This window comes from Curtobacterium sp. 22159 (assembly GCF_052045775.1).
GTDB lineage: Bacteria > Actinomycetota > Actinomycetes > Actinomycetales > Microbacteriaceae > Curtobacterium.
The window spans coordinates 17,653-41,368 of the sequence record NZ_JBQEPN010000014.1 but is presented as its reverse complement, the minus strand read 5'-3'; the positions used below and the strand labels follow the sequence as shown (position 1 = coordinate 41,368).

At 72.1% G+C, this 23,716-nt stretch carries 24 protein-coding genes; 10 read left to right on the top strand and 14 right to left on the bottom strand.

Annotated features, from left to right (window positions below):
- Positions 1 to 6: 6 nt before the first annotated feature.
- Positions 7 to 702 carry a phosphoribosylformylglycinamidine synthase subunit PurQ gene (gene purQ, locus ACTJKO_RS15340; RefSeq protein WP_440690085.1) on the bottom strand — a complete coding sequence of 232 codons (696 nt, stop codon included), beginning with the start codon at positions 700 to 702 and terminating at the stop codon, positions 7 to 9.
- Positions 703 to 707: 5 nt separating this feature from the next.
- Complete coding sequence (gene purS, locus ACTJKO_RS15335) at positions 708 to 962, bottom strand: phosphoribosylformylglycinamidine synthase subunit PurS (protein WP_440690010.1); 255 nt, start codon at positions 960 to 962, stop codon at positions 708 to 710.
- 146 nt (positions 963 to 1,108) lie between these two features.
- Between purS and ACTJKO_RS15330 the strand changes: the two genes are divergently transcribed.
- Together ACTJKO_RS15330 and ACTJKO_RS15325 are read left to right on the top strand one after the other, a co-directional pair.
- Entirely contained in the window at positions 1,109 to 1,723 is a 615-nt protein-coding gene (locus ACTJKO_RS15330; RefSeq protein ID WP_440690009.1) for a PadR family transcriptional regulator, read from the top strand.
- Complete coding sequence (locus ACTJKO_RS15325) at positions 1,720 to 3,369, top strand: DHA2 family efflux MFS transporter permease subunit (protein ID WP_440690008.1); 1,650 nt, start codon at positions 1,720 to 1,722, stop codon at positions 3,367 to 3,369. Before ACTJKO_RS15330 ends, ACTJKO_RS15325 begins: the two co-directional genes overlap by 4 nt.
- An 11-nt stretch (positions 3,370 to 3,380) precedes the next feature.
- Here ACTJKO_RS15325 and ACTJKO_RS15320 read toward each other — a convergent pair whose 3' ends face one another.
- Complete coding sequence (locus tag ACTJKO_RS15320) at positions 3,381 to 4,292, bottom strand: cytochrome c oxidase assembly protein (RefSeq protein ID WP_440690007.1); 912 nt, start codon at positions 4,290 to 4,292, stop codon at positions 3,381 to 3,383.
- Positions 4,293 to 4,414: 122 nt separating this feature from the next.
- Here ACTJKO_RS15320 and ACTJKO_RS15315 point away from each other — a divergent pair, with 122 nt between their 5' ends.
- Both ACTJKO_RS15315 and ACTJKO_RS15310 read left to right on the top strand, forming a co-directional pair.
- Complete coding sequence (locus ACTJKO_RS15315; protein WP_440690006.1) at positions 4,415 to 4,861, top strand: Fur family transcriptional regulator; 447 nt, start codon at positions 4,415 to 4,417, stop codon at positions 4,859 to 4,861.
- Positions 4,862 to 4,892: 31 nt separating this feature from the next.
- Positions 4,893 to 6,398 (top strand): catalase, encoded by a 1,506-nt coding sequence (locus ACTJKO_RS15310; RefSeq protein WP_440690005.1) that lies wholly within the window; start codon positions 4,893 to 4,895, stop codon positions 6,396 to 6,398.
- A gap of 68 nt (positions 6,399 to 6,466) precedes the next feature.
- Here ACTJKO_RS15310 and ACTJKO_RS15305 read toward each other — a convergent pair whose 3' ends face one another.
- Positions 6,467 to 7,033, bottom strand: a complete 567-nt coding sequence (locus ACTJKO_RS15305) for a GNAT family N-acetyltransferase (RefSeq protein WP_440690004.1) — start codon at positions 7,031 to 7,033, stop codon at positions 6,467 to 6,469.
- A 106-nt stretch (positions 7,034 to 7,139) separates the two neighbouring features.
- Positions 7,140 to 8,009 (bottom strand): VOC family protein, encoded by an 870-nt coding sequence (locus tag ACTJKO_RS15300; protein WP_440690003.1) that lies wholly within the window; start codon positions 8,007 to 8,009, stop codon positions 7,140 to 7,142.
- A gap of 210 nt (positions 8,010 to 8,219) precedes the next feature.
- Between ACTJKO_RS15300 and ACTJKO_RS15295 the strand changes: the two genes are divergently transcribed.
- Both ACTJKO_RS15295 and ACTJKO_RS15290 read left to right on the top strand, forming a co-directional pair.
- Complete coding sequence (locus ACTJKO_RS15295) at positions 8,220 to 8,690, top strand: hypothetical protein (protein WP_440690002.1); 471 nt, start codon at positions 8,220 to 8,222, stop codon at positions 8,688 to 8,690.
- Between the two features lie 109 nt (positions 8,691 to 8,799).
- On the top strand, positions 8,800 to 9,615 hold the full coding sequence (locus ACTJKO_RS15290; RefSeq protein ID WP_440690001.1) for a helix-turn-helix transcriptional regulator: 816 nt from the start codon (positions 8,800 to 8,802) through the stop codon (positions 9,613 to 9,615).
- Between the two features lie 135 nt (positions 9,616 to 9,750).
- On the opposite strand, the gene ACTJKO_RS15285 is transcribed toward ACTJKO_RS15290, so the two are convergent.
- From ACTJKO_RS15285 to ACTJKO_RS15265, 5 genes are read right to left on the bottom strand one after another with little or no spacing between them, the layout of a single operon-like run.
- Complete coding sequence (locus ACTJKO_RS15285; protein ID WP_440690000.1) at positions 9,751 to 10,071, bottom strand: hypothetical protein; 321 nt, start codon at positions 10,069 to 10,071, stop codon at positions 9,751 to 9,753.
- 22 nt (positions 10,072 to 10,093) lie between these two features.
- Complete coding sequence (locus ACTJKO_RS15280; protein WP_440689999.1) at positions 10,094 to 10,720, bottom strand: response regulator; 627 nt, start codon at positions 10,718 to 10,720, stop codon at positions 10,094 to 10,096.
- Entirely contained in the window at positions 10,717 to 11,934 is a 1,218-nt protein-coding gene (locus tag ACTJKO_RS15275) for a sensor histidine kinase (RefSeq protein ID WP_440689998.1), read from the bottom strand. The genes ACTJKO_RS15280 and ACTJKO_RS15275 overlap by 4 nt, the downstream gene beginning before the upstream one ends.
- A 23-nt stretch (positions 11,935 to 11,957) precedes the next feature.
- On the bottom strand, positions 11,958 to 12,764 hold the full coding sequence (locus ACTJKO_RS15270; RefSeq protein ID WP_440689997.1) for an ABC transporter permease: 807 nt from the start codon (positions 12,762 to 12,764) through the stop codon (positions 11,958 to 11,960).
- On the bottom strand, positions 12,761 to 13,708 hold the full coding sequence (locus ACTJKO_RS15265) for an ABC transporter ATP-binding protein (RefSeq protein ID WP_440689996.1): 948 nt from the start codon (positions 13,706 to 13,708) through the stop codon (positions 12,761 to 12,763). Before ACTJKO_RS15265 ends, ACTJKO_RS15270 begins: the two co-directional genes overlap by 4 nt.
- Before the next feature lie 138 nt (positions 13,709 to 13,846).
- Here ACTJKO_RS15265 and ACTJKO_RS15260 point away from each other — a divergent pair, with 138 nt between their 5' ends.
- Entirely contained in the window at positions 13,847 to 15,040 is a 1,194-nt protein-coding gene (locus tag ACTJKO_RS15260; RefSeq protein WP_440689995.1) for a PP2C family protein-serine/threonine phosphatase, read from the top strand.
- A 45-nt stretch (positions 15,041 to 15,085) separates the two neighbouring features.
- On the opposite strand, the gene ACTJKO_RS15255 is transcribed toward ACTJKO_RS15260, so the two are convergent.
- Entirely contained in the window at positions 15,086 to 15,955 is an 870-nt protein-coding gene (locus tag ACTJKO_RS15255; RefSeq protein ID WP_440689994.1) for a phosphoribosylaminoimidazolesuccinocarboxamide synthase, read from the bottom strand.
- Positions 15,952 to 17,220 carry a phosphoribosylamine--glycine ligase gene (purD, locus tag ACTJKO_RS15250; protein WP_440689993.1) on the bottom strand — a complete coding sequence of 423 codons (1,269 nt, stop codon included), beginning with the start codon at positions 17,218 to 17,220 and terminating at the stop codon, positions 15,952 to 15,954. Before purD ends, ACTJKO_RS15255 begins: the two co-directional genes overlap by 4 nt.
- 57 nt (positions 17,221 to 17,277) lie before the next feature.
- Between purD and ACTJKO_RS15245 the strand changes: the two genes are divergently transcribed.
- Positions 17,278 to 17,640, top strand: coding sequence for a sterol carrier family protein (locus tag ACTJKO_RS15245; RefSeq protein WP_440689992.1), 363 nt, complete (start codon positions 17,278 to 17,280; stop codon positions 17,638 to 17,640).
- 258 nt (positions 17,641 to 17,898) lie between these two features.
- Here the strand turns inward: ACTJKO_RS15245 and ACTJKO_RS15240 are convergent, their stop codons facing one another.
- Positions 17,899 to 20,472 carry a LuxR C-terminal-related transcriptional regulator gene (locus tag ACTJKO_RS15240; protein ID WP_440689991.1) on the bottom strand — a complete coding sequence of 858 codons (2,574 nt, stop codon included), beginning with the start codon at positions 20,470 to 20,472 and terminating at the stop codon, positions 17,899 to 17,901.
- 107 nt (positions 20,473 to 20,579) lie between these two features.
- Here ACTJKO_RS15240 and ACTJKO_RS15235 point away from each other — a divergent pair, with 107 nt between their 5' ends.
- The gene (locus ACTJKO_RS15235) at positions 20,580 to 20,975 is read left to right on the top strand and encodes a hypothetical protein (protein ID WP_440689990.1); all 396 of its coding nucleotides are present in this window, start codon (positions 20,580 to 20,582) and stop codon (positions 20,973 to 20,975) included.
- A gap of 34 nt (positions 20,976 to 21,009) precedes the next feature.
- Here ACTJKO_RS15235 and purF read toward each other — a convergent pair whose 3' ends face one another.
- Positions 21,010 to 22,467, bottom strand: a complete 1,458-nt coding sequence (purF, locus tag ACTJKO_RS15230) for an amidophosphoribosyltransferase (RefSeq protein WP_440689989.1) — start codon at positions 22,465 to 22,467, stop codon at positions 21,010 to 21,012.
- Positions 22,468 to 22,539: 72 nt separating this feature from the next.
- Here purF and purM point away from each other — a divergent pair, with 72 nt between their 5' ends.
- A complete protein-coding gene (gene purM / locus ACTJKO_RS15225) occupies positions 22,540 to 23,643 on the top strand; it encodes a phosphoribosylformylglycinamidine cyclo-ligase (protein WP_440689988.1) in 1,104 nt (367 codons plus the stop codon).
- The last annotated feature ends 73 nt before the right edge of the window (positions 23,644 to 23,716 follow it).

Below are 23,716 nucleotides of genomic sequence, written 5' to 3'. Positions count from 1 at the left end.
TGGTGGTCACTTGACCAGCGTCGACTCGATCACGGAGGTGAAGAAGGTGAGGCCGTCCGTGCCGGAGGCCATCGCCGCGGGGGTGTCCGGGCCGAACCCGGGCTCCGTCGCGTGCTCGGGGTGCGGCATGAGGCCGACGACGTTGCCGCGCTCGTTCGAGACGCCGGCGATGTCGTCGATCGACCCGTTCGGGTTCACGCCGACGTAGCGGAACACCACCTGGCCGTTGTCCTCGATGCGCTTGATCTCGTCGGCGTCGGCGACGAACCGGCCGTCGGCGTTCTTCAGCGGGATGGTGATCTCCTGCTGGGACGCGAAGCCGCTCGTCCACGCCGTCGCGGTCGTCTCGACGCGGAGCTTCTGGTCGCGCCGGATGAACTGCTGGTGCGCGTTGCGGGTGTGGGCGCCCGGGACGAGGCGGGCCTCGGCGAGCATCTGGAAGCCGTTGCAGATGCCGAGCACGGGCATGCCCTTGCCGGCGGCGTCGATGACCTCGGCCATGATCGGGGCCTTCGCGGCGATCGCACCGGCGCGGAGGTAGTCGCCGTAGGAGAACCCGCCGGGCAGCACGATCGCGTCGACCCCCTGCAGGTCGTGGTCGCCGTGCCAGAGGGCCACGGCCTCTGCGCCCGCGAGGCGCACCGCGCGCTGGGCGTCGCGGTCGTCGAGCGAACCCGGGAACGTGATGACGCCGATGCGCATCGGGCTCACGCCTCGTCGGCGACGGTGACCGAGACGACGTCCTCGATCACGGCGTTCGAGAAGACGTCCGCCGCGATGTCGCGGACCTCGGCGAGCTTGGCGTCGTCGACGGGGCCGTCGACGGTCACCTCGAAGCGCTTGCCGATGCGGACGTTGGTCAGGTCGGCCTTGCCGAGACGGGCGAGGGCGTTGCCCACCGCCTTGCCCTGCGGGTCGAGGATCTCGGCCTTCGGCATGACCTCGACGACGATCGTTGGCACGTGTTCACTCCAGCGCTTCGGGGGTGGGTGGGACGGCACCAGTCTACGGTGCGGCCGCGACACGCCGGACCGTCTTGCAGCGTTCTCCTCCAAGACGTATATTCCAGGTCGAATAGTCGTTGTCGAACACCGGACGGGAGGCACGGATGGCGTCGCTCACGCCGCTCGCGTTCGCCGCGCTCGGGCTCCTGGCCGAAGCGCCCATGCACCCCTACGAGATGTTCCAGACGATGCTGCAGCGCCGCGAGGACCAGAACGTCAAGGTCCGGCCCGGCACGCTCTATCACCAGATCGGCCGGTTGGTGGACCTCGGGTTCGCCGAGGCGCTCGGCTCCGCGCGCGAGGGCAACCGCCCGGAACGCACGACCTACGCCATCACCGACCACGGGCGCGCCGAACTCCGGGCCGCACTCCGCCGGATGATCGCGGAGCCGGCGGACGAGTACCCGGAGTTCCAGCTCGCCGTCTCCCACGTCGACAACCTGACCGCACCGGACGCCGTCAGCGCCCTGCGTGCACGAGCGGACGCGCTCCGCGACCAACGCGCCGAGTACGACGAGGCAGCCACGGGCCTGGAAGCCAAGCGTCTCGCCGACCGCTTCTGGCTGGACGTGTCGTACGTCCGTGCCATGCTCACGGCGCAGATCGAGTGGCTCTCCGCCACCGCCGACCGGATCGCCAGCGGTGACGTCCGCTGGGACGGACCGGCGGTCCCCGACGACACCGACCCCTCCACGAACAGCAAGGAACCCACTCGATGACCACCGTCACGCCCCCGCGGACGACCGAGAAGAAGCCGTGGCCCGCCCTGTGGGCGCTCGTCGTCGGCTTCTTCATGATCCTCGTCGACTCGACCATCGTGTCGGTCGCGACCCCGACCATCGCCCAGAAGCTCCACGCGGACATCAACTCCGTGATCTGGGTGACGAGCGCGTACCTGCTCGCGTACGCGGTCCCGCTGCTCATCACCGGTCGGCTCGGTGACCGCTTCGGCCCGAAGGTGCTGTACCAGACCGGTCTCGTCGTGTTCACGCTCTCGAGCCTCTGGTGCGGTCTCGCCGGCTCGATCGAGGTGCTCATCGTCGCCCGCGTGGTGCAGGGGCTCGGTGCCGCGATGATGACGCCGCAGACGATGTCGGTCATCACGCGCATCTTCCCGCCGCAGAACCGCGGTGCCGCGATGGGGCTCTGGGGCGCCGTCGCCGGGGTCGCCTCACTCGTCGGGCCCATCGTCGGCGGCCTGCTCGTCGACGGCTTCGGCTGGGAATGGATCTTCTTCGTCAACGTCCCGGTCGGCGTCGTCGCGTTCGTCCTCGCGCAGCGCTTCGTCCCGACATTCGAGCGCCACGGGCACCGCTTCGACTACCTCGGCATCGTGCTGAGCGCCGTCGGCATGTTCCTGCTCGTCTTCGGCATCCAGGAAGGCGAGACGTACGACTGGGGCACCATCACGGGCCCGATCACCGTCTGGTCGCTCATCATCGCCGGCCTCGTCGTGCTCGCCGCGTTCGTCGTCTGGCAGGGCGTGCAGAAGGGCGAGCCGCTGCTGCCGCTCGGCCTGTTCAAGGACCGCAACTTCACCCTCGCCAACATCGCCATCACGGCGGTGGGCGTCGCGATCTCGTCGTTCGCCCTCCCGATCATGCTGTGGGCGCAGGACGTCCTCACCTTCAGCCCGACCCAGGCCGCGCTGCTGCTCGTGCCGCAGGCCGTCCTGTCCGCCGGCCTCGCGCCGCTGGTCGGCAAGAACCTGCACCGCTGGAACGCCCGCTGGGTCGCGTCGTTCGGTCTCGCCTGCTTCTCGGGCGCACTGTTCTGGTTCGGCTCGCTCCTGGCGTCCGGGGCGGACTGGGGCTGGGTGCTGCTGCCGTCGACGCTCCTGGGCCTCGCGAACGCCTGCATGTGGGGACCCCTCTCGGTCTCCGCGACCCGCAACCTGCCGCCGAAGCTGGCCGGTGCCGGCTCGGGCGTCTACAACACGACCCGGCAGATCGGCGCCGTCCTCGGCTCGGCCGGCATCGCCGCGTTGATCGAGGCCCGCATCACGGCGAACTTCCCGGCGTCGACCGGGGGTCACAGCGCCGGCGGTGCCGAGCAGCAGGTCGGGGCGCTCCCGAGCATGCTCCAGCAGCCGTTCTCGACCGCGATGGGCCAGTCGCTCGTCCTGCCGGCCGTGGTGCTCGTCGTCGCGATCATCGCCGCGCTCTGCCTCGGCAAGCCGAAGCAGATCGTCGCGTGGCAGCAGACCGGTTCGATGGCGACGCAGCCGGGTGCCGGCTCCGACCCCAGCGCGTCCGTCGCCGAGCAGGGCGCGACGACCGGCGCGCACGCGGCGGGTGCCGCCCCGGCCACCGCCGAGGACGAACTGGCGGCCGTCGACCACCGCGGCAAGCACGCGGACGCCTAGCCCTCGGGGGCTCACCCGCGGCGCTGCAGGTGCGCCCGGGTGAGCTCCTCCATCTCCTCGTCGCTCAGCGCATCGACCGAGCGGGCCTCCCGCCGGTCGGTGCGCTGCCACCGGATGAAGAGCGAGATGAGCACGGGGACGTCCGCCACCTCGGCGATGAACCAGAGCAGGTCCCCGGCGAGGTGCTGGTCCTGCAACGGTGACGGGAACCACGGTCGCCCGACCGCGTGCACGAGCGAGCCGTCGAGCACGTGGTTCGACACGCGCAGGACGATGCCCGGGATCGCATCGGCGAGGAGCTCGACGAACGCCAGCAGGAACTCGACGGTGACGAACGTCGACGACCGCAGGACGCCCGGCTCCGAGAGCGGGGTCAGCAGGGCGAAGCCGAGCATCGGCACGAGCACGGTGATCGCGGTCGCGCTGACCTCGGACTCCCGCACCACGGCCGACAGCGGGGTGAGCAGGAAGCAGAACAACGCCAGGGCGATCAGCGGGGAGACGATCGCGTTCCCCAGGAACCGTCCCGGGCGCGAGGCGAGCGCCGCCGTGGCCGCACGGGCGAGCCGTTCCGGGCCTCCGGCGCGGAGCAGGGACACCGGCGCGGCGAACGCGGCGAACGTCGGCACGGCGAAGAAGAGCAGCGCGAGCCGCAGCACGAAGGCCCAGCGGAGCTGTCGGTCGTACACACCGACGATGCCGAACTGCAGGATCCCGAACAGGACGAGCGCCGCGAGGAACGCCAGGCTCCGCCACCACGGCCACCGGGTACCGCGACGCGCGGCCCCGACCATCCACCACCCGTAGGTGACGGCGGCGACGGCGATGAGGACCGCCGCGAGCGGGTCGACGTGCCAGATGCTCCAGAACTCGGGTGTCGAGGGCGTGGGGTGCCTCCTGCGGGGTCGTGCTGCCGACGACAATCCTCCGCCTCCGGAGCGGCGCACAGCGGGCCCGCACGGTGAGAACCGGTTCAGATCCCGGTGACCCGGGCCTGGTGTACAGTGGTCTCGTTGTCTTGATCTCTGCAAAAGAAAGGCCCAGCATGGACGTCGACGCCGACCTGCTCCGCGCCTCCGGTCTCCGGGTCACGACACCACGGCTCGCCGTCCTCCGCGCCACGGGGTCGATGCCGCACGCCACCGCCGACGACATCGTCACCGCGCTCACCGCCGAGCTGCCGACCACCAGTCACCAGGCGGTCTACGGCGTCCTCGCGGCGCTCACCGGCGTCGGCCTGGTCCGGCGCATCGAACCCGCCGGCAGTCCCGCCCGCTACGAACGGCGGACCGGTGACAACCACCACCACATCGTCTGCACCATGTGCGGCGCCATCGCGGACGTCGACTGCGCCGTCGGTCACGCGCCCTGCCTGACCCCGTCCGAGACGCACGGCTTCGCCGTCACCACCGCGGAGGTCACGTACTGGGGCATCTGCGAGCGGTGCGCCGCCGCCGAGCGCGACGACACCGAGCAACCCGAGCAACCCTGACCGAACCAACCGTTCCACCTGAGGAGGAACCGTGTCCGACCAGAACACGCCCACCACGACGACCAACAGCGGCGCACCCGTCTCCAGCGACCAGCACTCGATGAGTGTCGGCGCGGACGGCCCCATCGCGCTCCACGACCACTACCTCGTCGAGAAGCTCGCCCAGTTCAACCGGGAGCGGATCCCGGAGCGCGTCGTGCACGCCAAGGGCGGCGGTGCGTTCGGCACCTTCACCGTCACGCACGACGTCAGCCGCTACACCCGCGCGGCGTTCCTGCAGCCGGGCCAGACCACCGAGATGCTCGCCCGTTTCTCGTCCGTCGCCGGCGAGCAGGGCTCCCCGGACACCTGGCGCGACCCCCGTGGCTTCGCGCTGAAGTTCTACACGACCGAGGGCAACTACGACCTCGTCGGCAACAACACCCCGGTGTTCTTCCTCCGCGACGGCATCAAGTTTCCGGACTTCATCCGCTCCCAGAAGCGCCTGCCGGGGTCGCACCTCCGTGACCACGACATGCAGTGGGACTTCTGGACCCTGTCGCCCGAGTCGGCCCACCAGGTCACGTGGCTCATGGGTGACCGTGGCCTCCCCGCCAGCTGGCGCAACATGGACGGCTTCGGGTCGCACACCTACCAGTGGATCAACGCCGACGGCGAGCGCTTCTGGGTGAAGTACCACTTCATCACCGAGCAGGGCCACAAGACCCTGACCCAGGAGGACGCCGACCGCATCGCCGGCGAGGACGCGGACTTCCACATCCGTGACCTGCACGAGGCGATCGAGCGGCAGGACTTCCCGCGCTGGACCCTCAAGGTGCAGGTCATGCCCTACGAGGACGCGAAGACCTACCGCTTCAACCCGTTCGACCTCACGAAGGTCTGGCCGCACGCGGACTACCCGCTCATCGAGGTCGGCACGATGGAGCTCAACCGCAACCCGGAGAACTACTTCGCGCAGATCGAGCAGGCGACCTTCGCCCCCTCGAACTTCGTGCCGGGCATCGCTGCCAGCCCCGACAAGATGCTCCTCGCCCGCATCTTCAGCTACGCGGACGCGCACCGCTACCGTGTCGGCACGAACCACGCGCAGCTGCCGGTGAACGCCCCGAAGAACGAGGTCCACTCGTACTCGAAGGACGGCGCCATGCGGTTCGACTTCCAGAAGTCCGAGGTCCCCGTCTACGCGCCGAACTCCCTCGGCGGTGCGCACGCCGACCCGGCCGCCACGGACGACGCTCCCGGTTGGGAGTCCGACGGCGCCCTGCAGCGCTCCGCAGCGACCCTCCACCCCGAGGACGACGACTTCGGTCAGGCCGGCACGCTCTACCGCGAGGTCCTCGACGACGCCGCCCGCGAGCGCCTGGTCGGCAACATCGCCGGGCACGTCTCGAAGGTGACGCGCGACGACCTGCGCGAGCGCGTCTTCGCGTACTGGACCAACGTCGACCCCGACCTCGGAGCGCGCGTGCGCGCCGCGGTCGTGCCGAGCGCGCCGGGCTCCAGCGAGGACCCGGAGAAGGTCGCGGTCGAGGCGTAGGCCCCGGCCCCACTTGACGGGAGGCGCGGTGCCGGNCACCGCGCCTCCCGTCCGTCGTGGGACTGTGTCTAGACCTGCTGGCCGTTGAGCCAGATCGGTCCAGCGGGCCAGGCCTCCAGCCGGTCGGTCACCGGCAGCACCATCCAGCCGCCCTGGTCGGTCATCGGCAGGCCCGCGCCCTCGGCCGTGAACGCGGTGTAGTCGCCCACCACGTCGTCGAAGAGGTGCCAGCCGAGGTTGGCGTAGAACGGCACGCGGTTCTCGGCTGCGCCGAGGAATCCGTACGGCACCGCCAGCCCCTCGAGCACGGCGTGCGCGCGTTCCATCAGGTCGCGGCCCTTGCCCGTGCCCTGCAGCCGGGGCGACACCGCGACGAGTCCGGTGTCGCCGACCAGGACGTCCCTGCCGCCGACCGTGATGAACATCCGGCGGATGCCGACGTGCGCGAGGACGACGTCGTCGTCGCCCCGGGCGAGCACGCGTCGTTCGGGCTGCATGCCGGCCCAGCTGCGGCCGCCCACGTACCAGTGCGACCAGTCGGGGAAGGCCTGCCCCAGGAGCGCTGCGATCGCCTCGTGGTCGGTGAGCGACAGGGCGCTCTCCTCGACCACCTCCCACCGGATGTCGTCAGTCATGCGTCCATCCTGTCGGAGCCGGCCCGGCCGGGTCTCGGGCTGGGCGACGATCCTCGCGCGATCGAGCACGAGGAGTGTCGCCGGACGCGGGACTCGGGCCCGCGGTTCAGCCGCGTGCCGGCGTCGTGACCTCGATGCGGTTCGCCCACGGGTCCTCGAACGCGACGGTCCGACCGTCGTCGGCAGTCTGGACGCCCGTGTGGTGCATCCGCTCGACGAGTGCCCCGAGGTCGTCGGTGCCGGGTACCTCGATCCGGACGAGTCCGAGGCCGAGTGCGAGCTGGCGTCGACCGGCTCCGCGGGAGTTCCACGTGTTCATCGCCATGTGGTGGTGGTAGCCGCCGGCACTGACGAAGAGCGCCTCGCCCCACCCCGCGGTCGCCGCGAAGCCGAGCCGGTCGACGTAGAACTCCTTCGCCGTCGCGACGTCGCCGACGGAGAGGTGCACGTGCCCGACCTTGCCGGGGGCTGCCTGTGCCGAAGTGAGCGCGGTCTCGGTCAGGTGCGCGCGGAGGAACGCGTTCGGGTCGAGGAAGATCGTGTCCATGTCGACGGAGCCGTGCGTCCACGACCACTCCGTCCGGTCGCGGTCCCAGTACAGCTCGACGCCGTTGCCCTCGGGGTCCTGGAAGTAGAAGGCGTTGCTCACGAGGTGGTCCGCGCTGCCGGTGAACGTCTCGGGGTACTTCGTCGCGACGGAGTAGAGCGCCGCCGCGAGGTCGGCGCGGGTGTCGAACAGGATCGCGGTGTGGAAGAGGCCGGCCTCGTGCGGGGCGGCGTGCCGCATGGCGGGTGCGTGTTCGAGGACCACGATCGGCGTCGTGCCCCGACCGAGGACCGCGACGGCGCCGTCGTCGGTGAGGACCGAGAGCCGGACGCCCTCGGTGTAGAAGCCGATCATCCGGTCGAGGTCGGCGACCCGGAGGGTCACGGCACCCATCCCGGTGTCGGCGGCGAGGAGGTCCTGCGTGTGCATGGGACCAGTGTGCGCGCATGTGGTTGACGCGTCAACCAAATGCGTCCCGCTGCTCGCGGTGCGCGTCCGCAGCGGGCGTCGGTGACGGGGGAAGATGGGAGCATGCCGCGCGCACCTCGACCGCACCCCCGTCCTCGTGGTCGCTCGGGAGGGCGTCCCGGCGGCCGTTCGGGCCCCGGCGACTTCCCGGTCGAGCAGATGCGCGACCGCATGTCGTCCTACATCTACGGCAACATCACGGTGCTCGCCGCGGCGATCGCGGTCGACCCCGACGCGATCCACCACGGAGCCGCGGTCTGGGCCGTCCTCGGCACGGCCGTGCTGACGTACCTCGCGCACGTGCTGTCCCACCTCGTCGCGCACGGCTTCGGCGACGACGGCAGCGGATCCGACGACGCCCGGCGCGAGTCGGTCGCGATCATCGCGCGGAACGCCAACCCGATCGCGACGTCGGGCCTGATCCCCGCCGTGCTGTACGCGGCGTCCTGGATCGGGTGGCTGCCGGCTCCCTGGGCGCAGACGGCGGCGCTCGTCATCCTCGTCGTCCGCATCGGCCTGGTCGGTGTCTTCATGCAGCGCTTCAGCGGGAAGCGCCCGACGTTCCTCGGGTTGTGGGGCGGCATCGTGCTCGCCGCGGTCGCCTTCGTGATCGGGTTCGTCAAGGTGCTGCTCACCCACTGAGCGCGCCCGGCCCCCGCGGCGGGTGTCGTGCGCGTGCGCCGTCGGCCGGTCGCGGTAGCGTTCGGAGAGCGCCGGACCCGGTGTGCCGCACGCCGATCGGAGGGATGCCATGCCGCCGTCCGAACCGGCCTTCGACTACCGCACCGGTGGCGACGACGACGTCACCATCCGGCAGATCCGCACCGACGGTCCGCAGGCGGGCACGATCGGGCCGCGCCCGGACCACGTCGTCTTCGTGCTCGAGGACGGCGGGGCGACGCTCACCGCCGACGACGGCAGCACGTGGGAGGTCCGAGCCGGACGCCCGATGATGCTCTCCGCCCCGGTCGCCTACGCGTTCGAGACGGATGCGCGGGGGATGACGCTCCTGCACATCGCGCCGGCCGTGCTCGGCGACACCGAGGAGCCCTCGGAGTTCGTCCAGCCCGACGCCGACGACCCGGGCGTCGAACCCCTGCTCGCGCTGCTCCGTGAGGTCACCGACCGGATCCTCGACCCCGCGCTGCAGCCCGACGAGCGAGCGGCGCTGAACCGGCGCGTGGCCACCGTCGTCACCTCGACGTTCACCCGATCGCGTTCGGACGTCCAGCACCGGCTCCGCCACGCGATCCGGTTCGTGCACGACCACGCGGGCGAGCCCATCGAGGTCGCGGACATCGCCGCCGCGGCGGACCTCAGCGAGCGGGGGCTGCAGGACCTGTTCCGGCGTCGGCTGGCGGTCACGCCGATGCGCTACCTGCGCGAGGTCCGACTCGACCGCGTGCACCTCGAGCTCGCGTCCCGGCGCACCGGCGTCGTCACGGTGCGCGACGTCGCCCGGCGCTGGCAGTTCGCGCACCTCGGGCGGTTCGCGGCGACCTACCGTCGTCGGTTCGGGGAGAGCCCGCACGAGACCCTCGGCCGCTCGGGGCGCGTCGAGGGCTGAGCGACCCCGGACGGGGACGCGACCGGGCGGGCCGCACCCGAGCGGGACGCGACCGGGCACGGGAGGCGCGGTGCGGGTCCGACCCGCACCATGCCTCCCGTCGGTCCACCGTCACGAGCCCGCGGCGGCGCGGGCTCAGCAGCCGGTCGTGCCCAGCGTGACCGAGGCGACCTCGTCGTTCGTGACCTTCGCGTGCTGCGGGCACAGCCCGGATGCGCGGATCGTCACCGGCCCGAGGGGCACGCCCGCGAAGTTCGCCGTGCCGCCCGCGAACACCCGCTGGTGCTCGGACAACTTGCCGGTCGACGCGTAGACCTTCACCTCGTACGGGTGGTCGGCCGCGTTCGCGGACACCGTCACCGACACCTGCCCGGTCGAGTCGTGGGCACCGCAGCCCGCGAGGGCGAGCACCGCGGCGGCGCCGAGGACGAACACGGGGACGACACGACGGAGCACGACGACCAGGGTACGCCGCGCGTCAGGCCGGTCCGAGCAGCCAGCCGTTGTCCGCGGCGACCCGGAGCGCCTCGGTCGCGTTCCGTGCGGCGGTCTTCCCGATCGCCGAGGACAGGTGGTTCCGGACGGTGCCCTCGGACAGGTGGAGCGTGCCCGCGACCCCTGCCACGGTCGGTGCCGTCCGGAACGCGATGAGCACGTCCGTCTCCCGCGGCGTGAGGGGCGACGGGCCCGCGGCGAGCGACTCCGCGGCCAGCACGGGGTCGACGACGCGGAACCCGCCGGCGACGCGGCGGACGGCGTCGGCGAGCTGTTCCGCGGGTGTGTCCTTCACGACGAACCCGGCGGCACCGGCCTCGAGGGCTCGCCGGAGGTACCCGGGGCGCCCGAACGTCGTCACGATGAGCGACCGGCACGTCGGCAGCTCGCGCGCCAGGGTCGCCGCGGCGGTGAGACCGTCCGCGCCGGGCATCTCGACGTCGAGCAGCGCCACCGCGGCCCCGGACGCGCGGGCGGCGTCGAGCACCTCGTCACCCCGGGCGACCTGGGCGACGACGTCGATGTCCCGCTCGAGCGACAGCAGCGAGGCGAGCGCACCGCGGACGAGCGCCTGGTCGTCGGCCAGCAGCACGCGGATGGTCCCGGTCATCGTCCGCTCCTCTCGACCCGCAGCAGGAATCCGCCGAGGTCGCTCGTGCCGGTCGTCAGGGTCGCACCGACCGCGTCCGCTCGCTCGCGGAGCCCGCGCAGGCCGTTGCCCCCGGTGCCCCCCGTCGTCCCGACCGTGCCGGTGCCGTCGTCCTCGACCGTCAGGGCGGTGCGGGTGAGCGTCACGCGCACCCGGCTCGCGGCGGCGTGGCGGACGACGTTCGTCACGCCCTCGCGGAGCACCCACGCGAACAGGCTCCGTGCGTCGGCTGCGGCCGCTGTGCCGTCGCTGGGGAGCACGGCGTCGATCTCCGCGGCGTCCAGGGCCGCGCGGGCTGACACGAGTTCGGCGTCGAGGTCGGCCTGCCGGTACCCGCTGACGGCCTGCCGGAGGCCCTGGAGCGCCTCCCGGGACAGCCGCTCCACGTCCTGCATCTCGGCCTTCGCCCGCGCCGGATCGGCGTCGACCAGCCGTGCGGCGAGCTCGGACTTCATCGCCACGACCGTCAGCGAGTGCCCGAGCACGTCGTGCAGGTCGCGGGAGAACCGTGCGCGTTCCTCGACGACGGCGAGCCGGGTGATCTCGTCCTGCGCCACCCCGAGGCGCTGTTCCGCCTCGCGTTGCCGCCCGAAGAACAGCATCGAGGCGCCGACGGACACGGTGATCACCGGGGCGAAGAGGATGCCGCTGTTCACCGCGGTGTCCCAGCCGGTGCTCGCGGCGACGAGGAACTGGGCTCCGACGATCCCGAGCACGACCACGCCCGCCTCCCAGAGCCGTTCGGCGACGAACCCGGCCAGCGCGGCGACGAGCAGCCAGGTCCAGACCGCGAGCGGCCCGACCACGAGCAGCAGCAGCCCGGCGAGGACCGCGACGCCCACCACGACGGCGACCCGCCCGCGGATGCTGCGACGCCACATGAGCTCGGGCGCGAACAGGTACGCGGCGTACACGACCGCGAGGGCGACGGACGCCAGGAGGTGTGCACGCAGGCTCCGGCCGTCGTTCCAGACGGCGATGACCTCGAGCGCCTGCCAGAGGAGCGCGAAGACGGCCCCGGCGTACCACCGACGTCGCCCGATCCGGATGTCGTCGTCGCTCGCCCCCGGCGCGACGGCCCACGGGAACGACCGCGGAGCCGGGCGCGACGGCCGGGAGGCGCGGGGTGCGTCGTCCGCGCCCCGTGCCTCCGCCGTGTTGGTCGCGTCGGACATCGGTGCCAGCGTAGGGCCGTCGGTCACGCTCGTGCGGCGTCGCGCCGGTAGCGCCACACGATCACGGCAGCGAGGGCCACCGCCCAGGCCGCCAGCACGAGGGCCGGCTCGGTCATCCCGGACGTGCCCGACGCGCCCGCGCCCATCTGGCCGATCCGGTTCAGCCAGTAGGACGGCACGAGGTGCGCCACGCTCCCCATCCAGTCCGGCATGACCGACAGCGGCACCCACAGCCCGCCGAGGATCGCCATGCCCATGAACACCACCATGAACAACGGCTGCGCGAACGACGGCTTCGCGAACTGCCCGACGAGGATCGCGATGAGCGCGAACGGGACCACGCCGCACCAGATCCCGAGACCGGCGGCGAACCAGCGGGCCGGGTCGAGCGACGCGTGCAGGCCGAGCGTGGCGACGAGCACCGTGACGACGATCGACATCGCGGCGAACGCCATCGCGGCGATCACCTTCGAGACCATGAACCCCCATCCGGACAGCGGGGTCACCCGGAGCTGACGGTTCCAGCCGAGCGCCCGCTCGTTCACGATCGCGAACGCCTGGCTCAGCGCGGCCGTCATCGCCCCGTACGAGGCCATCTGCAGGGTCGTGACGACGAGGTACGGCAGGTGCGTCGTCGGGTCCTGCTGCCCGCCGAACGCCGAGCCGAACACGAGCAGCATGACGACCGGGACGGCGAACGTGAACACCATCGCCCGCACGTTGCGGAGCTGCCGCTTCGTCTCGAGGGACACGTACCGGAGCGGCAGCCGCCCGGTGACCGGTCGTGTGCGCGTCGCGGCGGCGGGCCGGACGGAGGTCGTGGTGGTCATGCGCGGACTCCCTCGGGGTCGGTGGTGGTGTCGGTGAGCGTGGCGGGGGTGGTGGTGTCGGCAGTCAGGGCGAGGAAGGCGTCGTCCATCGTCGAGGCGACCACCTGGACGTCGTGCGCCTGCGGGAAGGTGCCGAGGAGCGCGCGGAGCGTGTCGTCGCTGCGGTCGGAACGGAGCGTGACGGAGTCGTGCCGCGCCTCCAGGCCCAGGACACCCGGCAACGCGCGCAGAGCGGTGTGCGCCGCGGGACCGACGCCGGAGAACCGGATCGCACGCGTCGCCGTGATCGCCTTGATCGCCGCCGGCGTGCCGTCGGCGACCACCCGGCCGGCGCGCATGATCACGATGCGGTCGGCGAACGTGTCGGCCTCGTCGAGGTAGTGCGTCGCGAACACCACGGTGCGTCCGGCGTCGGTGAACTCCCGCATGGCCGACCAGAAGGTGTGCCGGGCCTCGACGTCCATCGCGGCCGTCGGCTCGTCGAGGACGAGGAGGTCCGGGTCGGAGACCACGGCGACCGCGAACCGGGCCCGCTGCAGCTGACCACCGGAGAGCTTGCCGATCCGACGCCCCGCGATCTCGGTGCACCGTGCCCGCCGCAGCGCCTCGTCGACCGGCATGGGACGACGATGGACCGCCGCGACGAGTGCGACCGACTCCCGCACCGTCATGTCGGGCAGGAGGGCGCCGCCCTGCAGCATCGCGCCGACCCGGCCCGCGACGACCGCGGCGCGGGGGTCCCCGCCGAAGAGCAGCGCCTCGCCGGTGGTCGGCGTCGAGAGGCCGAGCGCCAGGTCGACCGTCGTGGTCTTGCCCGCGCCGTTCGGACCGAGGAGGGCGACGACCTCGCCCGGACGGATCGTCAGGTCGACGCCGTCGACCGCGGCCACCGCGCCGAAGCGCTTCCGGAGGCCGCGGAGCTGGATGACCGGTGTGTCGTTCATGCCGTCGAGCTTCGCGCGCACCGCTGCCCCGGACCGCTGCCGGACGTCACGATCCCGGCGTGACATCTGTCACGGATCCGCCCGTCGTCCTCCCTTCGGGGGACTGGGACTGTCCGGTCCGCGCGTTAGCGTTGACGCATGCACCACGAGCCCGCAGTCTCCGACCGCCCCGACACGGACGCCGTCCGCCGGGCCGCGCTCCTCACCGCGCTCGACGTCGTCGACAGCGGGGCCGAGGAACGCTTCGAGCGCATCACCCGCATCGCGCGCGAGGCGTTCGGGGTCACCGGGTCCTTCATCAACCTCGCGGGGGAGACCCACCTCACGATCAAGTCGCAGCAGATGGACGTCCCGCTGGCGCCGGTCAGCCCCCTCCAGGACACCTTCTGCGGCCGGACCATCACCGCTCCCGGGGCCGTGATCGTGCCCGACGCGCTCGCCGACGGCCGGTACGCGGACCTCCCCGCCGTCACCGGGGACCCGCACGTGCGCTTCTACGCCGGGGTCCCGATCCGCATCGGGGACGACGACGTCAAGGTCGGGACGCTCTGCCTCATCGACCAGCAGCCCCGGACGCTCGAGCCGGACGACCTCGCCCTGCTCGAGGAACTCGGCGTCTGGGCGGAACGGGAGCTCGCGGCCGGCGCGGACGAGGACCGCCTCCGCTCCGTGCTCGCCGGCCTCGAGCCCGCGGCGGTCACCGTGGCCGGGTACCGGGTCGGCGGGATGTCCGTACCGTACGGCGTCGTCTCCGGCGACTTCCACGACTGGCAGGTCCACGACTCCTCGATCGTCGTGACGGTGGCGGACGTGATGGGCAAGGGGATGTCCGCCGGGCTCCTCGCCGCGACGATCCGCGGTGCGCTGCTCGCCCGGTCCACCGAGCGACCGGACCGCGCCGTGGCCGCGCTCGAGGCCCAGGTCGGACCGGACCTGTCCCGTGCCGAGTCCTTCGCGACGATGTTCCACGGCCGACTCGCCACCGCGACCGGCCGCATGGAGTTCACCGACGCAGGCCACGGTCTCGTCCTGCACCTGCACGCCGACGGCACCGAGAGCGTCCTGCGCTCGTACGACCTGCCGATCGGGCTGCACCCCGCCGGTGCCGAGCGCGTGACCGGCAGCCTCGAGCTCGAGCGCGGGGACGTCCTGCTCCTCGTCAGCGACGGCGCGCTCGAACTGTGGGACTCCACGCTCGCGTCACTCGGGGCGCTCGGAGCGATGTGGCGGGACGCGCCGGAGATCGACACGTTCCTGCAGCGGGTGCGCGCCCGAGCGGTCACGCACGACCCGGGGGACGACCTGACGGTCGTGGTCGTCGCGCGCGACTGACGCGCGCGGCGGGGCCGCGCCGTGGGCCCGCCGTCGGCGGGGGCGTCAGGCGCCGAGACGGTCGATCAGCTCGCGGTAGCGCTCGGCCGTCCGCGACACGATCGCATCCGGGAGCACCGGGGGCGTCCCCTGCCGGTCCCAGTTCGCGCTGAGCCAGTCCCGCACGATCTGCTTGTCGAAGCTCTCGGCGCGGTGCTCCGAACGCGCGTCCCAGTACCGGCTGGAGTCGCTCGTCAGGACCTCGTCGGCGATGCGGACGACACCGGACGCATCCCGCCCGAACTCGAACTTCGTGTCCGCGATGACCACACCGCGGTCGAGCGCGATCGCCGCAGCCTCGGAGTAGACCCGGAGCGACAGGTCCCGGAGCTGCGCGGCGACGTCGGCACCCACCAGCTCCTCGGTCTGCTCGAAGGAGATGTTCTCGTCGTGCTCACCCTGCGGCGCCTTGTACGCCGGCGTGTAGATCGGCTCCGGCAGGCGGTCCCCGTTCGACAGCCCGGCCGGCAGCTGCACGCCGCACACGCTCCCGCTCTCCTGGTACTCGGACCACCCGCTGCCGACGAGGTACCCGCGCACGACGCACTCGACGGGGAACATCGTCAGCGGCATGACGTGCATGGACCGTGCCGCCACCGAGGACGGCACCGGCGTGCCACCGGCGGACGGTGCGATGAGGTGGTTCGGGATGTCGGCGAGCTGCGTGAACCAGAACCGGGACAGCCGCGTGAGGAGCTCGCCCTTGCCGGGGATCGGCGGCTCGAGCGCGAAGTCGTAGGCGCTGACCCGGTCGGAGGCGACGAGCAACAGCTCGGTCGCGCTCGCGACGTCAGCGGTGCCCGCGGGGACGTAGAGCTCGCGGACCTTGCCGGACGAGACGTGCTGCCAGCCGTCGAGTTCGGGCGCGGCGCTCACCGGGCGACCTTCGCGGCGATGTCGGTGCGGAACTGCGCGCCCTCGAGCGTGATGTCGCCGATCCCGGCGTAGGCGCGCTCCCGGGCCTCGGCGAACGAGGAGCCGGTGGCGACGACGCTCAGCACACGGCCACCCGTCGCGACGAGCCCGTCGTCGAGCACGCCGGTCGCGGCGTGCGCGACGGAGACGCCCTCACGCGCGTTCGCCTCGTCGATGCCGGTGATGGGCCTGCCGGTGCGGGGGTTCTCCGGGTAGCCCTCGCTCGCGAGGACGACCGTCACGGCCACCTCGTCGCGGAACTCCGGCGCCGGCACGGAGGCGAGCTGTCCGGTGGCCGCGGCGAGCATGAGGCCGCTCAGCGGTGTGGCCAGGCGGGGGAGCACGACCTGGGTCTCCGGGTCGCCGAAGCGCGCGTTGAACTCGATGACCCGCACGCCCTGCTCGGTGACGATGAGGCCGCAGTACAGCAACCCGACGAACGGCGTCCCCTCGTGTTCGAGTCGGCGGACGGTCGGGAGCGCCACCAGGTCGGTGACCTCGTCCACGAAGGCGCGTTCGGAGGACCAGCGGTCGGTGAGCCACGGCAGCGGCGAGTAGGCGCCCATACCGCCGGTGTTCGGGCCGACGTCGCCGTCACCGAGGCGCTTGTAGTCCTGCGCGGGGCTGAGGGCGTGCACGTCGTGCCCGTCGCTGAGGAAGAAGAGCGAGACCTCTTCGCCGTCCAGGAACTCCTCGACGACGACGTGGCCGTGCTGGAGCCAGTACGTGGCGTGGTCGATCGCTGCCTGCCGGTCCTCGGTCACCAGGACGCCCTTGCCGGCGGCGAGCCCGTCGGCCTTCACGACGTACGGGACGCCGAGTTCGTCGATCGCGGCGACCGCTTCGTCCACGGTGCCGGCGGAGACGGGACGCCCGGTGGGGACGCCCGCTTCGGACATGATGCGCTTCGCGAACGCCTTCGACCCCTCGAGCTGCGCTGCGGCCTTGCTCGGCCCGAACACCGGGATCCCGCGGGTGCGCACCGGGTCGGCGACACCGGCGATGAGCGGCGCCTCGGGGCCGACGACCACGAGCTCGACGCCGTTCTCGATCGCGTACTCGGCGACGAGCGCGCCGTTCGTCGGGTCGAGGGAGACGGTCTCGACGTCGGCGGCGATGCCGGCGTTGCCGGGTGCTGCCGTGATGACGTGACCGGCCTGCTCAGCGAGGAGGGCCGTGATGATCGCGTGCTCGCGGGCACCGGAACCGAGGACGAGGATTCGCACCCGATCACCCTACCCAGCCGGGCTCGCCGCCCGCGATGCGGCGGCTAGCCTGTGGAGATGCCACCCAGGAGGATCGAGGACGCGGAAGGACGCGCCGCGCTCGCGGCGGTGCTGCAGGGGGAGATCGCTCGCCCGACCCTCGCCACGGCGGTGCGCTGGTCGCTGCAGCGTCTCGCCGACGACGTGCCCGGCAACAGCGTGGAGGTCCGGGTACCGCCGTTCGCGGCCGTGCAGGCCGTCCCGGGCCCGCGACACACGCGCGGGACCCCGCCGAACGTGGTCGAGACGGACGCCGCGACGTGGCTGGCACTCGCCACCGGGGCGCTCCGGTGGGACGACGCCCTCGCGCAGTCGCGGGTGAGCGCATCGGGCTCCCGTGCCGACCTGACGGGGTTCCTCCCGGTCCGACTCGACGCCTGACCCGAGGGGCGCGAACCCGCGCAGATGTCGGTGCCCTGCTGGCCGACCTCGGGGAATTAGGTAGTACCTACCGATGCGGAGGCATCGACCCGGTCGATAGCGTTGAAGTCGCCGGGATTCGGACCCGACCCGAACGGGTCCGAACCCGGCGACAGGGACAAAGGTACGCGACATTCGTCACGGGGTGTCAACCGTTCCGGCGCGTCGTGCTGCAATCCGCAACGAACATGCGTCCCGTCGTCGCCGCGGAACGGGTCGTCAGAGCAGCTCCGCGAGCTCCGTCCGGGCGTGCAGCTCCCACTTCGAGAACACCCTCGACAGGTGCGCGTCGATCGTCCGGACGCTCAGCCCGAGCGTCTCGGCGATGCGTCGGTTGCTGAGCCCCTGCGCCGCGAGTTCCGCGACCTCGTACTCACGGTTCGTCAGGGGCGGCTTGACCTTGCCCGCCGAGACCGCCATGCCGTGGCTCGCCAGGACGCCCTGCGCTGCGATGATGCGGGTCCGCTCCCCGGCCCGGAGAGCGTCGGCGTACTCGACGATCGCAGCGGCGAGCGGGCCGTCCACGCGCGCGGCCGCACGGCGCATCCGGTCGAGGGAGGCCGCCGTGTCGCGCCCGTTCACCATGTCGTTCGTGTAGTGCAACGTCTGCGCGTACATGACGTGCGTCCACGCGCCGCTGGCGGTCCCGCGCTCGATGATCTCGTCGGCGTGACGGAGGCCCGCCGGGTGGCCGAGCACGGCCTCGGCCCACGCGATCGACACGGCCACCTGCTCGCCGATGATCCGCATGGCGCGGAGCGGCGTCGACCGCGCACGCTCCAACGCTGCCGTGGCCTGCTCGGGTTGGCCGGCGTACGCGTACGAGAGCGCCAGGCGGGCCCACGGGTAGGCGGCGAACCCGCCGTGGTCCGCCACGTCGTACCGCTCGCACGCGGCGGAGAACGCGGCGATGGCGTCGTCCCACCGACGCTGCGCGATCGCGAGGTTGCCGTCCCCGATGAGTTCGAGTGTGAAGTCGTACTTGAGGTACGGGCTGGACCGGCGGACCGGGACCTCGGTGATGAGGTCCGCGATGTCCCCGCGCCAGACCTGGACCTGGTGCATCACCGAGACGATCTCGCCGACGCTCCAGGGCGCCTCCTCGAGGTGTTCCACCGCGGTCGCGAGGCACGCCTTCCCCAGCGCCGCGGCCTCGTCCAACCGACCCCCGGTCGCGAGGGCCATCACGGCGCACGGCGCGAGGCAGAGGAAGGAGAACGGCACGGTGGCCGCGTGCAGGATGCCGGACCGTTCGATCTCGGTGCGCACCTCCTCGAAGCGGCCGCCCCAGCCGAGGTGCGCGAGGCGGAGGAGCCGGAGCCGTTCGACGGTGCCGCCGGCCACGAACCCGGCCGCCACGTCCGTCAGCGCCACCGCAGCCGCCACGTCGTCGTCGTGGAACTGCCGGATGTTCGCGAGGGTCTCGCACGCCTCCACCACGGCGTCGTCGTCGACCTCGTCGGGGGCCGACCGGACGAGGTTCCAGGCCGCCTCGGCGTCCGCGCGTCCGGCTTCCCGGCCGGTGCTGTACGAGTGCGCGAGCGACCGCAGGCAGTGCGCCGCGACCCGTTCGGTCGGCGTGAGCGTCGTGCGCAGGGCCGCCGAGGCGAGCGCGATGCCGCTCTCGTACTCCTGCAGCCGGGACGCGACCACGGCGGCGTCGAGCAGTTGTCCCACCGGCGGGAGCACGCCGCACTCCAGCGACCACAGCGCGGCCCGGAGCCGGGCTGCGGGCGGCGCCCCCTCGGGTCGGTCGGTGCGGAACACGTTCGCGCGGGCGAACAACGCCGTCCGCCGGGCGACCGGGACCAGTGCGCGGACGACCTCGCCGACCAGGGGGTGCGACGGCCGGACGACCGCGGCGCCGTCGTCGAGGGAGTCGATCCGGACGAGGCCGAGCGCCACCACGCGGTCGACGTCGCCGCCGCTCACGAGGCCGACGAGGCGGGCGAGCGGGATGGGGTCGGCGAGCGCGACGATGTCGACGACGTCCCGGAGGTCCTCCGGCAGGGAACCGAGCTCCGTCCGGTACATGTCCGCGAGGCTGCTCGACGCGGTGACCCGGCCGCGCCAGTACCACCCGGAGGCCGTCTGTTCGAGCGCCCCCGAGGCGAGTGCCGCCCGCACGACCTCCCGCAGGTACAGCGGGTTGCCCGCGGTCGCCCGGTGCACGCGCTCCGCCGACGCCGTCTCGAGCTGGGCGCCGAGCGCCTCGGCGATGAGCGACGAGGTCTCGTGCAGGTCGAGCGGTTCGAGGTCGATGCGTTCGAGCAGGTCGTCCTGCCACAGCTCGCGGAGCGGCTCGGGCAGGGCGGTGAAGTCCCGACACGTCAGGACGAGGCGCGCACCCTGGTCGCGCACGAGCCACGCCACGTACCGGGCCGAGATCGCGTCGAGGTGGTCGGCGTCGTCGACCCGGAGGAGCACGTCGCGGTCGGTGAGCTCCTCGGTCTCGCGGAGGCGCTGCTCGGCACCGCCCGCGCCGACGAGTTCGGCGAGGGAGCCGGGCAGCTCACCGAACCGCTCGGCGACGGCGCCGAACGGCATCGACCGGTTGGCCGCCACGGCCGTGATCGGGACGACGAGGGTCCGTCCGGAAGCGTCCCGCGCCGACACCCGGTCCGTCACCCGGACGGCCGCCGAGGTCTTGCCGAGCCCGGGGGCACCGACGAGTGCGACGCTCCAGCCGTGCTCGGCGACGACGGAGACGGCCCGGTCCTCCTCGCGCCGCTGCAGGATCGGCCACGCCAGACGCGCGGGGACACGGGACGCCCGTGCGCTGTGCTCGCGCATCCGTCTCACCTCTTCCCCGTGGACACCGAACGGTGGGGACCATCCTCCCCCGGAACGTCGCGACCGGACAGGCCGGAGCACCTCCCACAGTGGGGGACAATGGACGGGTGAGCAACACCGACCGACCCGACGAACGACCGGCTCCGGCGCCGAACGCCGTCACCTCCTCCGACGAGGTGACCATCCGCCGCGCTCCGAAGTTCGGCGTCTTCATCGTGGGCGGTGCGCTGGTCGGCTTCGTCGCGACGCTCATCGTCGTGTCACTCACGATGAACATCGACCGCGGCGGCCAGCAGGAGACCGCGAGCTTCGGTTCGCTCGTGGGGTACTTCTCGCTCTGGGGCGTCACGATCGGCGCGTTCCTCGGCGCCGTGGCCGCCGTCGTCCTCGACCGGGTGTTCTCGCGGCGGGCCGCTCGGCTCACGGCCGAGCGCGTCGAGGTGGAGATGCCCCCGGAGACCGTCGACGGCGAGATCGAGGACCACGGCGACCAGACGCGGTAGACGCGTCCTGCTCCGGACCGCCCCGGCGACGTGCCTAGCTGAGCTGGTTGGCCTCGACCCAGGACAGGTACTCCGGCGTGACCGTGCCGGTCACGTACTCGCCGGTGAAGCAGCTCATCTCGAGGTCGGTGACGTCCGAGCCCTCGATGATCGCGTCGCGCATGTCACCGATCTCCTGGTAGATCAGGTGGTCGCTGCCGAGCACCCGGTTGATCTCCGGGATCTTGCGGTCGTGCGCGATGAGCTCCGCGCGCGTGGGCATGTTGATGCCGTACACGTGCGGGTAGCGGACCGGGGGAGCGGCGCTCGTGAAGGTCACCTCGTTCGCTCCGGCGGCGCGGGCCATCTCGACGATCTCGCGGCTCGTGGTGCCACGCACGATCGAGTCGTCGACGATGAGGATGTTCTTGCCCTTGAACTCGGACGACATCGCGTTGAGCTTCTGCCGGACGGACCGCTTGCGCTCCGCCTGCCCGGGCATGATGAAGGTCCGGCCGACGTAGCGGTTCTTGTAGAAGCCCTCGCGGTACTCGATGCCGAGCTTCTGCGCCACCTGCATGGCCGCCGGACGGCTGGAGTCCGGGATCGGCATGACCACGTCGATGTCGCCGGTCGGCGCGTACTGCGCGATGGTGTCCGCCAGCCGGTTGCCGAGTCGGAGCCGGGCGTCGTACACCGAGATGCCGTTCATGACCGAGTCGGGCCGCGCGAGGTAGACGTACTCGAACGAGCACGGCACGAGGCGCGGGTCCTTCGCGCACTGTCGGGCGTGCATCTGACCGTTCATCTCGATGAACACGGCCTCACCGGGCGCGATGTCACGGACGATCTCGTAGCCGCCGGACTCGAGCACGAGCGACTCGGAGGCGACGACCCACTCGGGCTTGCCGGCGTCGTCGAACTTGTGTCCGAGGATGAGCGGACGGATGCCGAACGGATCGCGGAATGCCAGCAGACCGTGGCCCGCGATCGTGGCGATCGTGGCGTACGACCCCTCGACGCGTTCGTGCACGCGCTCGACCGCGTCGAACACCTGGCCGGGGTCGAGGTCGGTGCCGCGGACCTGGCCCTGGAGCTCGTGCGCCAGCACGTTCACCAGGAGCTCGGTGTCCGAGGTCGTGTTGAGGTGCCGACGGTCGATGTCGAAGAGTTCACGCGTCAGTTCCCGCGTGTTGGTGAGGTTGCCGTTGTGGACGAGGACGATGCCGTAGGGCGCGTTCACGTAGAACGGCTGGGCTTCCTCCTCGTTGCTCGCGGCGCCCTTCGTGGCGTAGCGGACGTGGCCGAGGCCCATGGTGCCGAGGAGGGCCCGCATGTCGCGGGTCCGGAACGCCTCGCGCACGTGTCCGCGGGTCTTGTGCATGTGGTGCACGTGGCCCTCGACCGTGGCGATGCCGGTCGAGTCCTGCCCGCGGTGCTGCAGGAGGAGCAGTGCGTCGTAGATGGATTGGTTGGCGGGGCCCTGTGCAACGAGGCCGACGATGCCGCACATTCGCGGTGTGCTCCAGACCGTAGAATCGGGGGGTACCGAACAAGTCTGCCATGTCACCGCGGAGGACGACGCATGCCCAACCCGTACGCAGAGGCCGGTGTCGACACCGCCGCCGGTGACCTCGCGGTCGAGCTCATGAAGTCCGCCGTCTCGGCCACCCACAACGCTTCGGTGCTGGGCGGGGTGGGCGGATTCGCGGGGCTCTACGACGTCTCGTTCCTGCGTGACTTCTCACGGCCGCTGCTCGCCACGTCCACCGACGGCGTCGGCACGAAGGTCGCCATCGCGCAAGCCATCGACAAGCACGACACCATCGGGCAGGACCTCGTCGGCATGGTCGTCGACGACATCGTCGTGGTCGGGGCCCGCCCGTTGTTCATGACGGACTACATCGCCTGCGGACGGGTCGTGCCGAACCGCATCGCGGACATCGTCGCCGGCATCGCCCGGGGCTGCGCCGAGACGGGCACCGCGCTCGTCGGCGGGGAGACCGCGGAGCACCCGGGGCTGCTCGGACCGGACGACTACGACGTGGCCGGTGCCGCGGTCGGTGCTGTCGAGGCCGACAGCGTGCTCGGTGCCGAGCGCGTGCAGGACGGCGACGTCGTCATCGCGATCGCGTCCTCCGGGCTGCACTCGAACGGGTACTCGCTCGTCCGGCACATCCTGTCGTCGCGCGGGGTCGCGTACACGGACTCGCTGCCGGAGCTCGGCGGCCGCGGCACCTCCGTCGGCGAGGCCCTCCTCGAGCCCACCCGTCTCTACACGTCGCCGCTGCTGTCGCTCATCGAGCAGCATCCCGGCGCCGTGCACTCGCTCTCGCACGTCACCGGTGGTGGCATCGCGGCGAACCTGGCCCGCGTCCTGCCCGTCGGCTCCTGGGTCGAGGTCGACCGCTCCACCTGGGAGCCCCTGCCCGTCTTCCGGGTGCTCGCATCGATGGCCGGTACGCCGATCGAGGACACCGAGGGCACGTGGAACCTCGGCATCGGCATGTTCGCGGTCGTCGCGTCGGCTGCCGCGGAGGACGTCATCGCGTCGCTCGGGGCTGCGGGCCTGGCGGCGTGGGCGGTCGGGGCGGTCTCGATGTCCGCGCGCGACCTCGACGGGTTCGAGCAGGGCGCCAAGGGCGTCGACGGCGGGGCTGTGCGGCTCGTGGGGGCGTACGCGGGCTGAGCGTGCCGCGGGGGCGGTGCGGTGCGGGGCGGTCGATGTCGCACGACAGCGGTGATGTCGTTCGTTGCGCGCG

Bases quoted from the DNA above. Each gene is read 5' to 3' on its own strand.
- purQ (WP_440690085.1), bottom strand. From the start codon at position 702: ATGCGCATCGGCGTCATCACGTTCCCGGGTTCGCTCGACGACCGCGAC.
- ACTJKO_RS15330 (WP_440690009.1), top strand. From the start codon at position 1,109: ATGGCGTCGCTCACGCCGCTCGCGTTCGCCGCGCTCGGGCTCCTGGCC.
- ACTJKO_RS15325 (WP_440690008.1), top strand. From the start codon at position 1,720: ATGACCACCGTCACGCCCCCGCGGACGACCGAGAAGAAGCCGTGGCCC.
- ACTJKO_RS15315 (WP_440690006.1), top strand. From the start codon at position 4,415: ATGGACGTCGACGCCGACCTGCTCCGCGCCTCCGGTCTCCGGGTCACG.
- ACTJKO_RS15305 (WP_440690004.1), bottom strand. From the start codon at position 7,033: ATGACTGACGACATCCGGTGGGAGGTGGTCGAGGAGAGCGCCCTGTCG.
- ACTJKO_RS15300 (WP_440690003.1), bottom strand. From the start codon at position 8,009: ATGCACACGCAGGACCTCCTCGCCGCCGACACCGGGATGGGTGCCGTG.
- ACTJKO_RS15295 (WP_440690002.1), top strand. From the start codon at position 8,220: ATGTCGTCCTACATCTACGGCAACATCACGGTGCTCGCCGCGGCGATC.
- ACTJKO_RS15290 (WP_440690001.1), top strand. From the start codon at position 8,800: ATGCCGCCGTCCGAACCGGCCTTCGACTACCGCACCGGTGGCGACGAC.
- ACTJKO_RS15280 (WP_440689999.1), bottom strand. From the start codon at position 10,720: ATGACCGGGACCATCCGCGTGCTGCTGGCCGACGACCAGGCGCTCGTC.
- ACTJKO_RS15275 (WP_440689998.1), bottom strand. From the start codon at position 11,934: ATGTCCGACGCGACCAACACGGCGGAGGCACGGGGCGCGGACGACGCA.
- ACTJKO_RS15270 (WP_440689997.1), bottom strand. From the start codon at position 12,764: ATGACCACCACGACCTCCGTCCGGCCCGCCGCCGCGACGCGCACACGA.
- ACTJKO_RS15265 (WP_440689996.1), bottom strand. From the start codon at position 13,708: ATGAACGACACACCGGTCATCCAGCTCCGCGGCCTCCGGAAGCGCTTC.
- ACTJKO_RS15260 (WP_440689995.1), top strand. From the start codon at position 13,847: ATGCACCACGAGCCCGCAGTCTCCGACCGCCCCGACACGGACGCCGTC.
- ACTJKO_RS15245 (WP_440689992.1), top strand. From the start codon at position 17,278: ATGCCACCCAGGAGGATCGAGGACGCGGAAGGACGCGCCGCGCTCGCG.
- ACTJKO_RS15240 (WP_440689991.1), bottom strand. From the start codon at position 20,472: ATGCGCGAGCACAGCGCACGGGCGTCCCGTGTCCCCGCGCGTCTGGCG.
- purF (WP_440689989.1), bottom strand. From the start codon at position 22,467: ATGTGCGGCATCGTCGGCCTCGTTGCACAGGGCCCCGCCAACCAATCC.
- purM (WP_440689988.1), top strand. From the start codon at position 22,540: ATGCCCAACCCGTACGCAGAGGCCGGTGTCGACACCGCCGCCGGTGAC.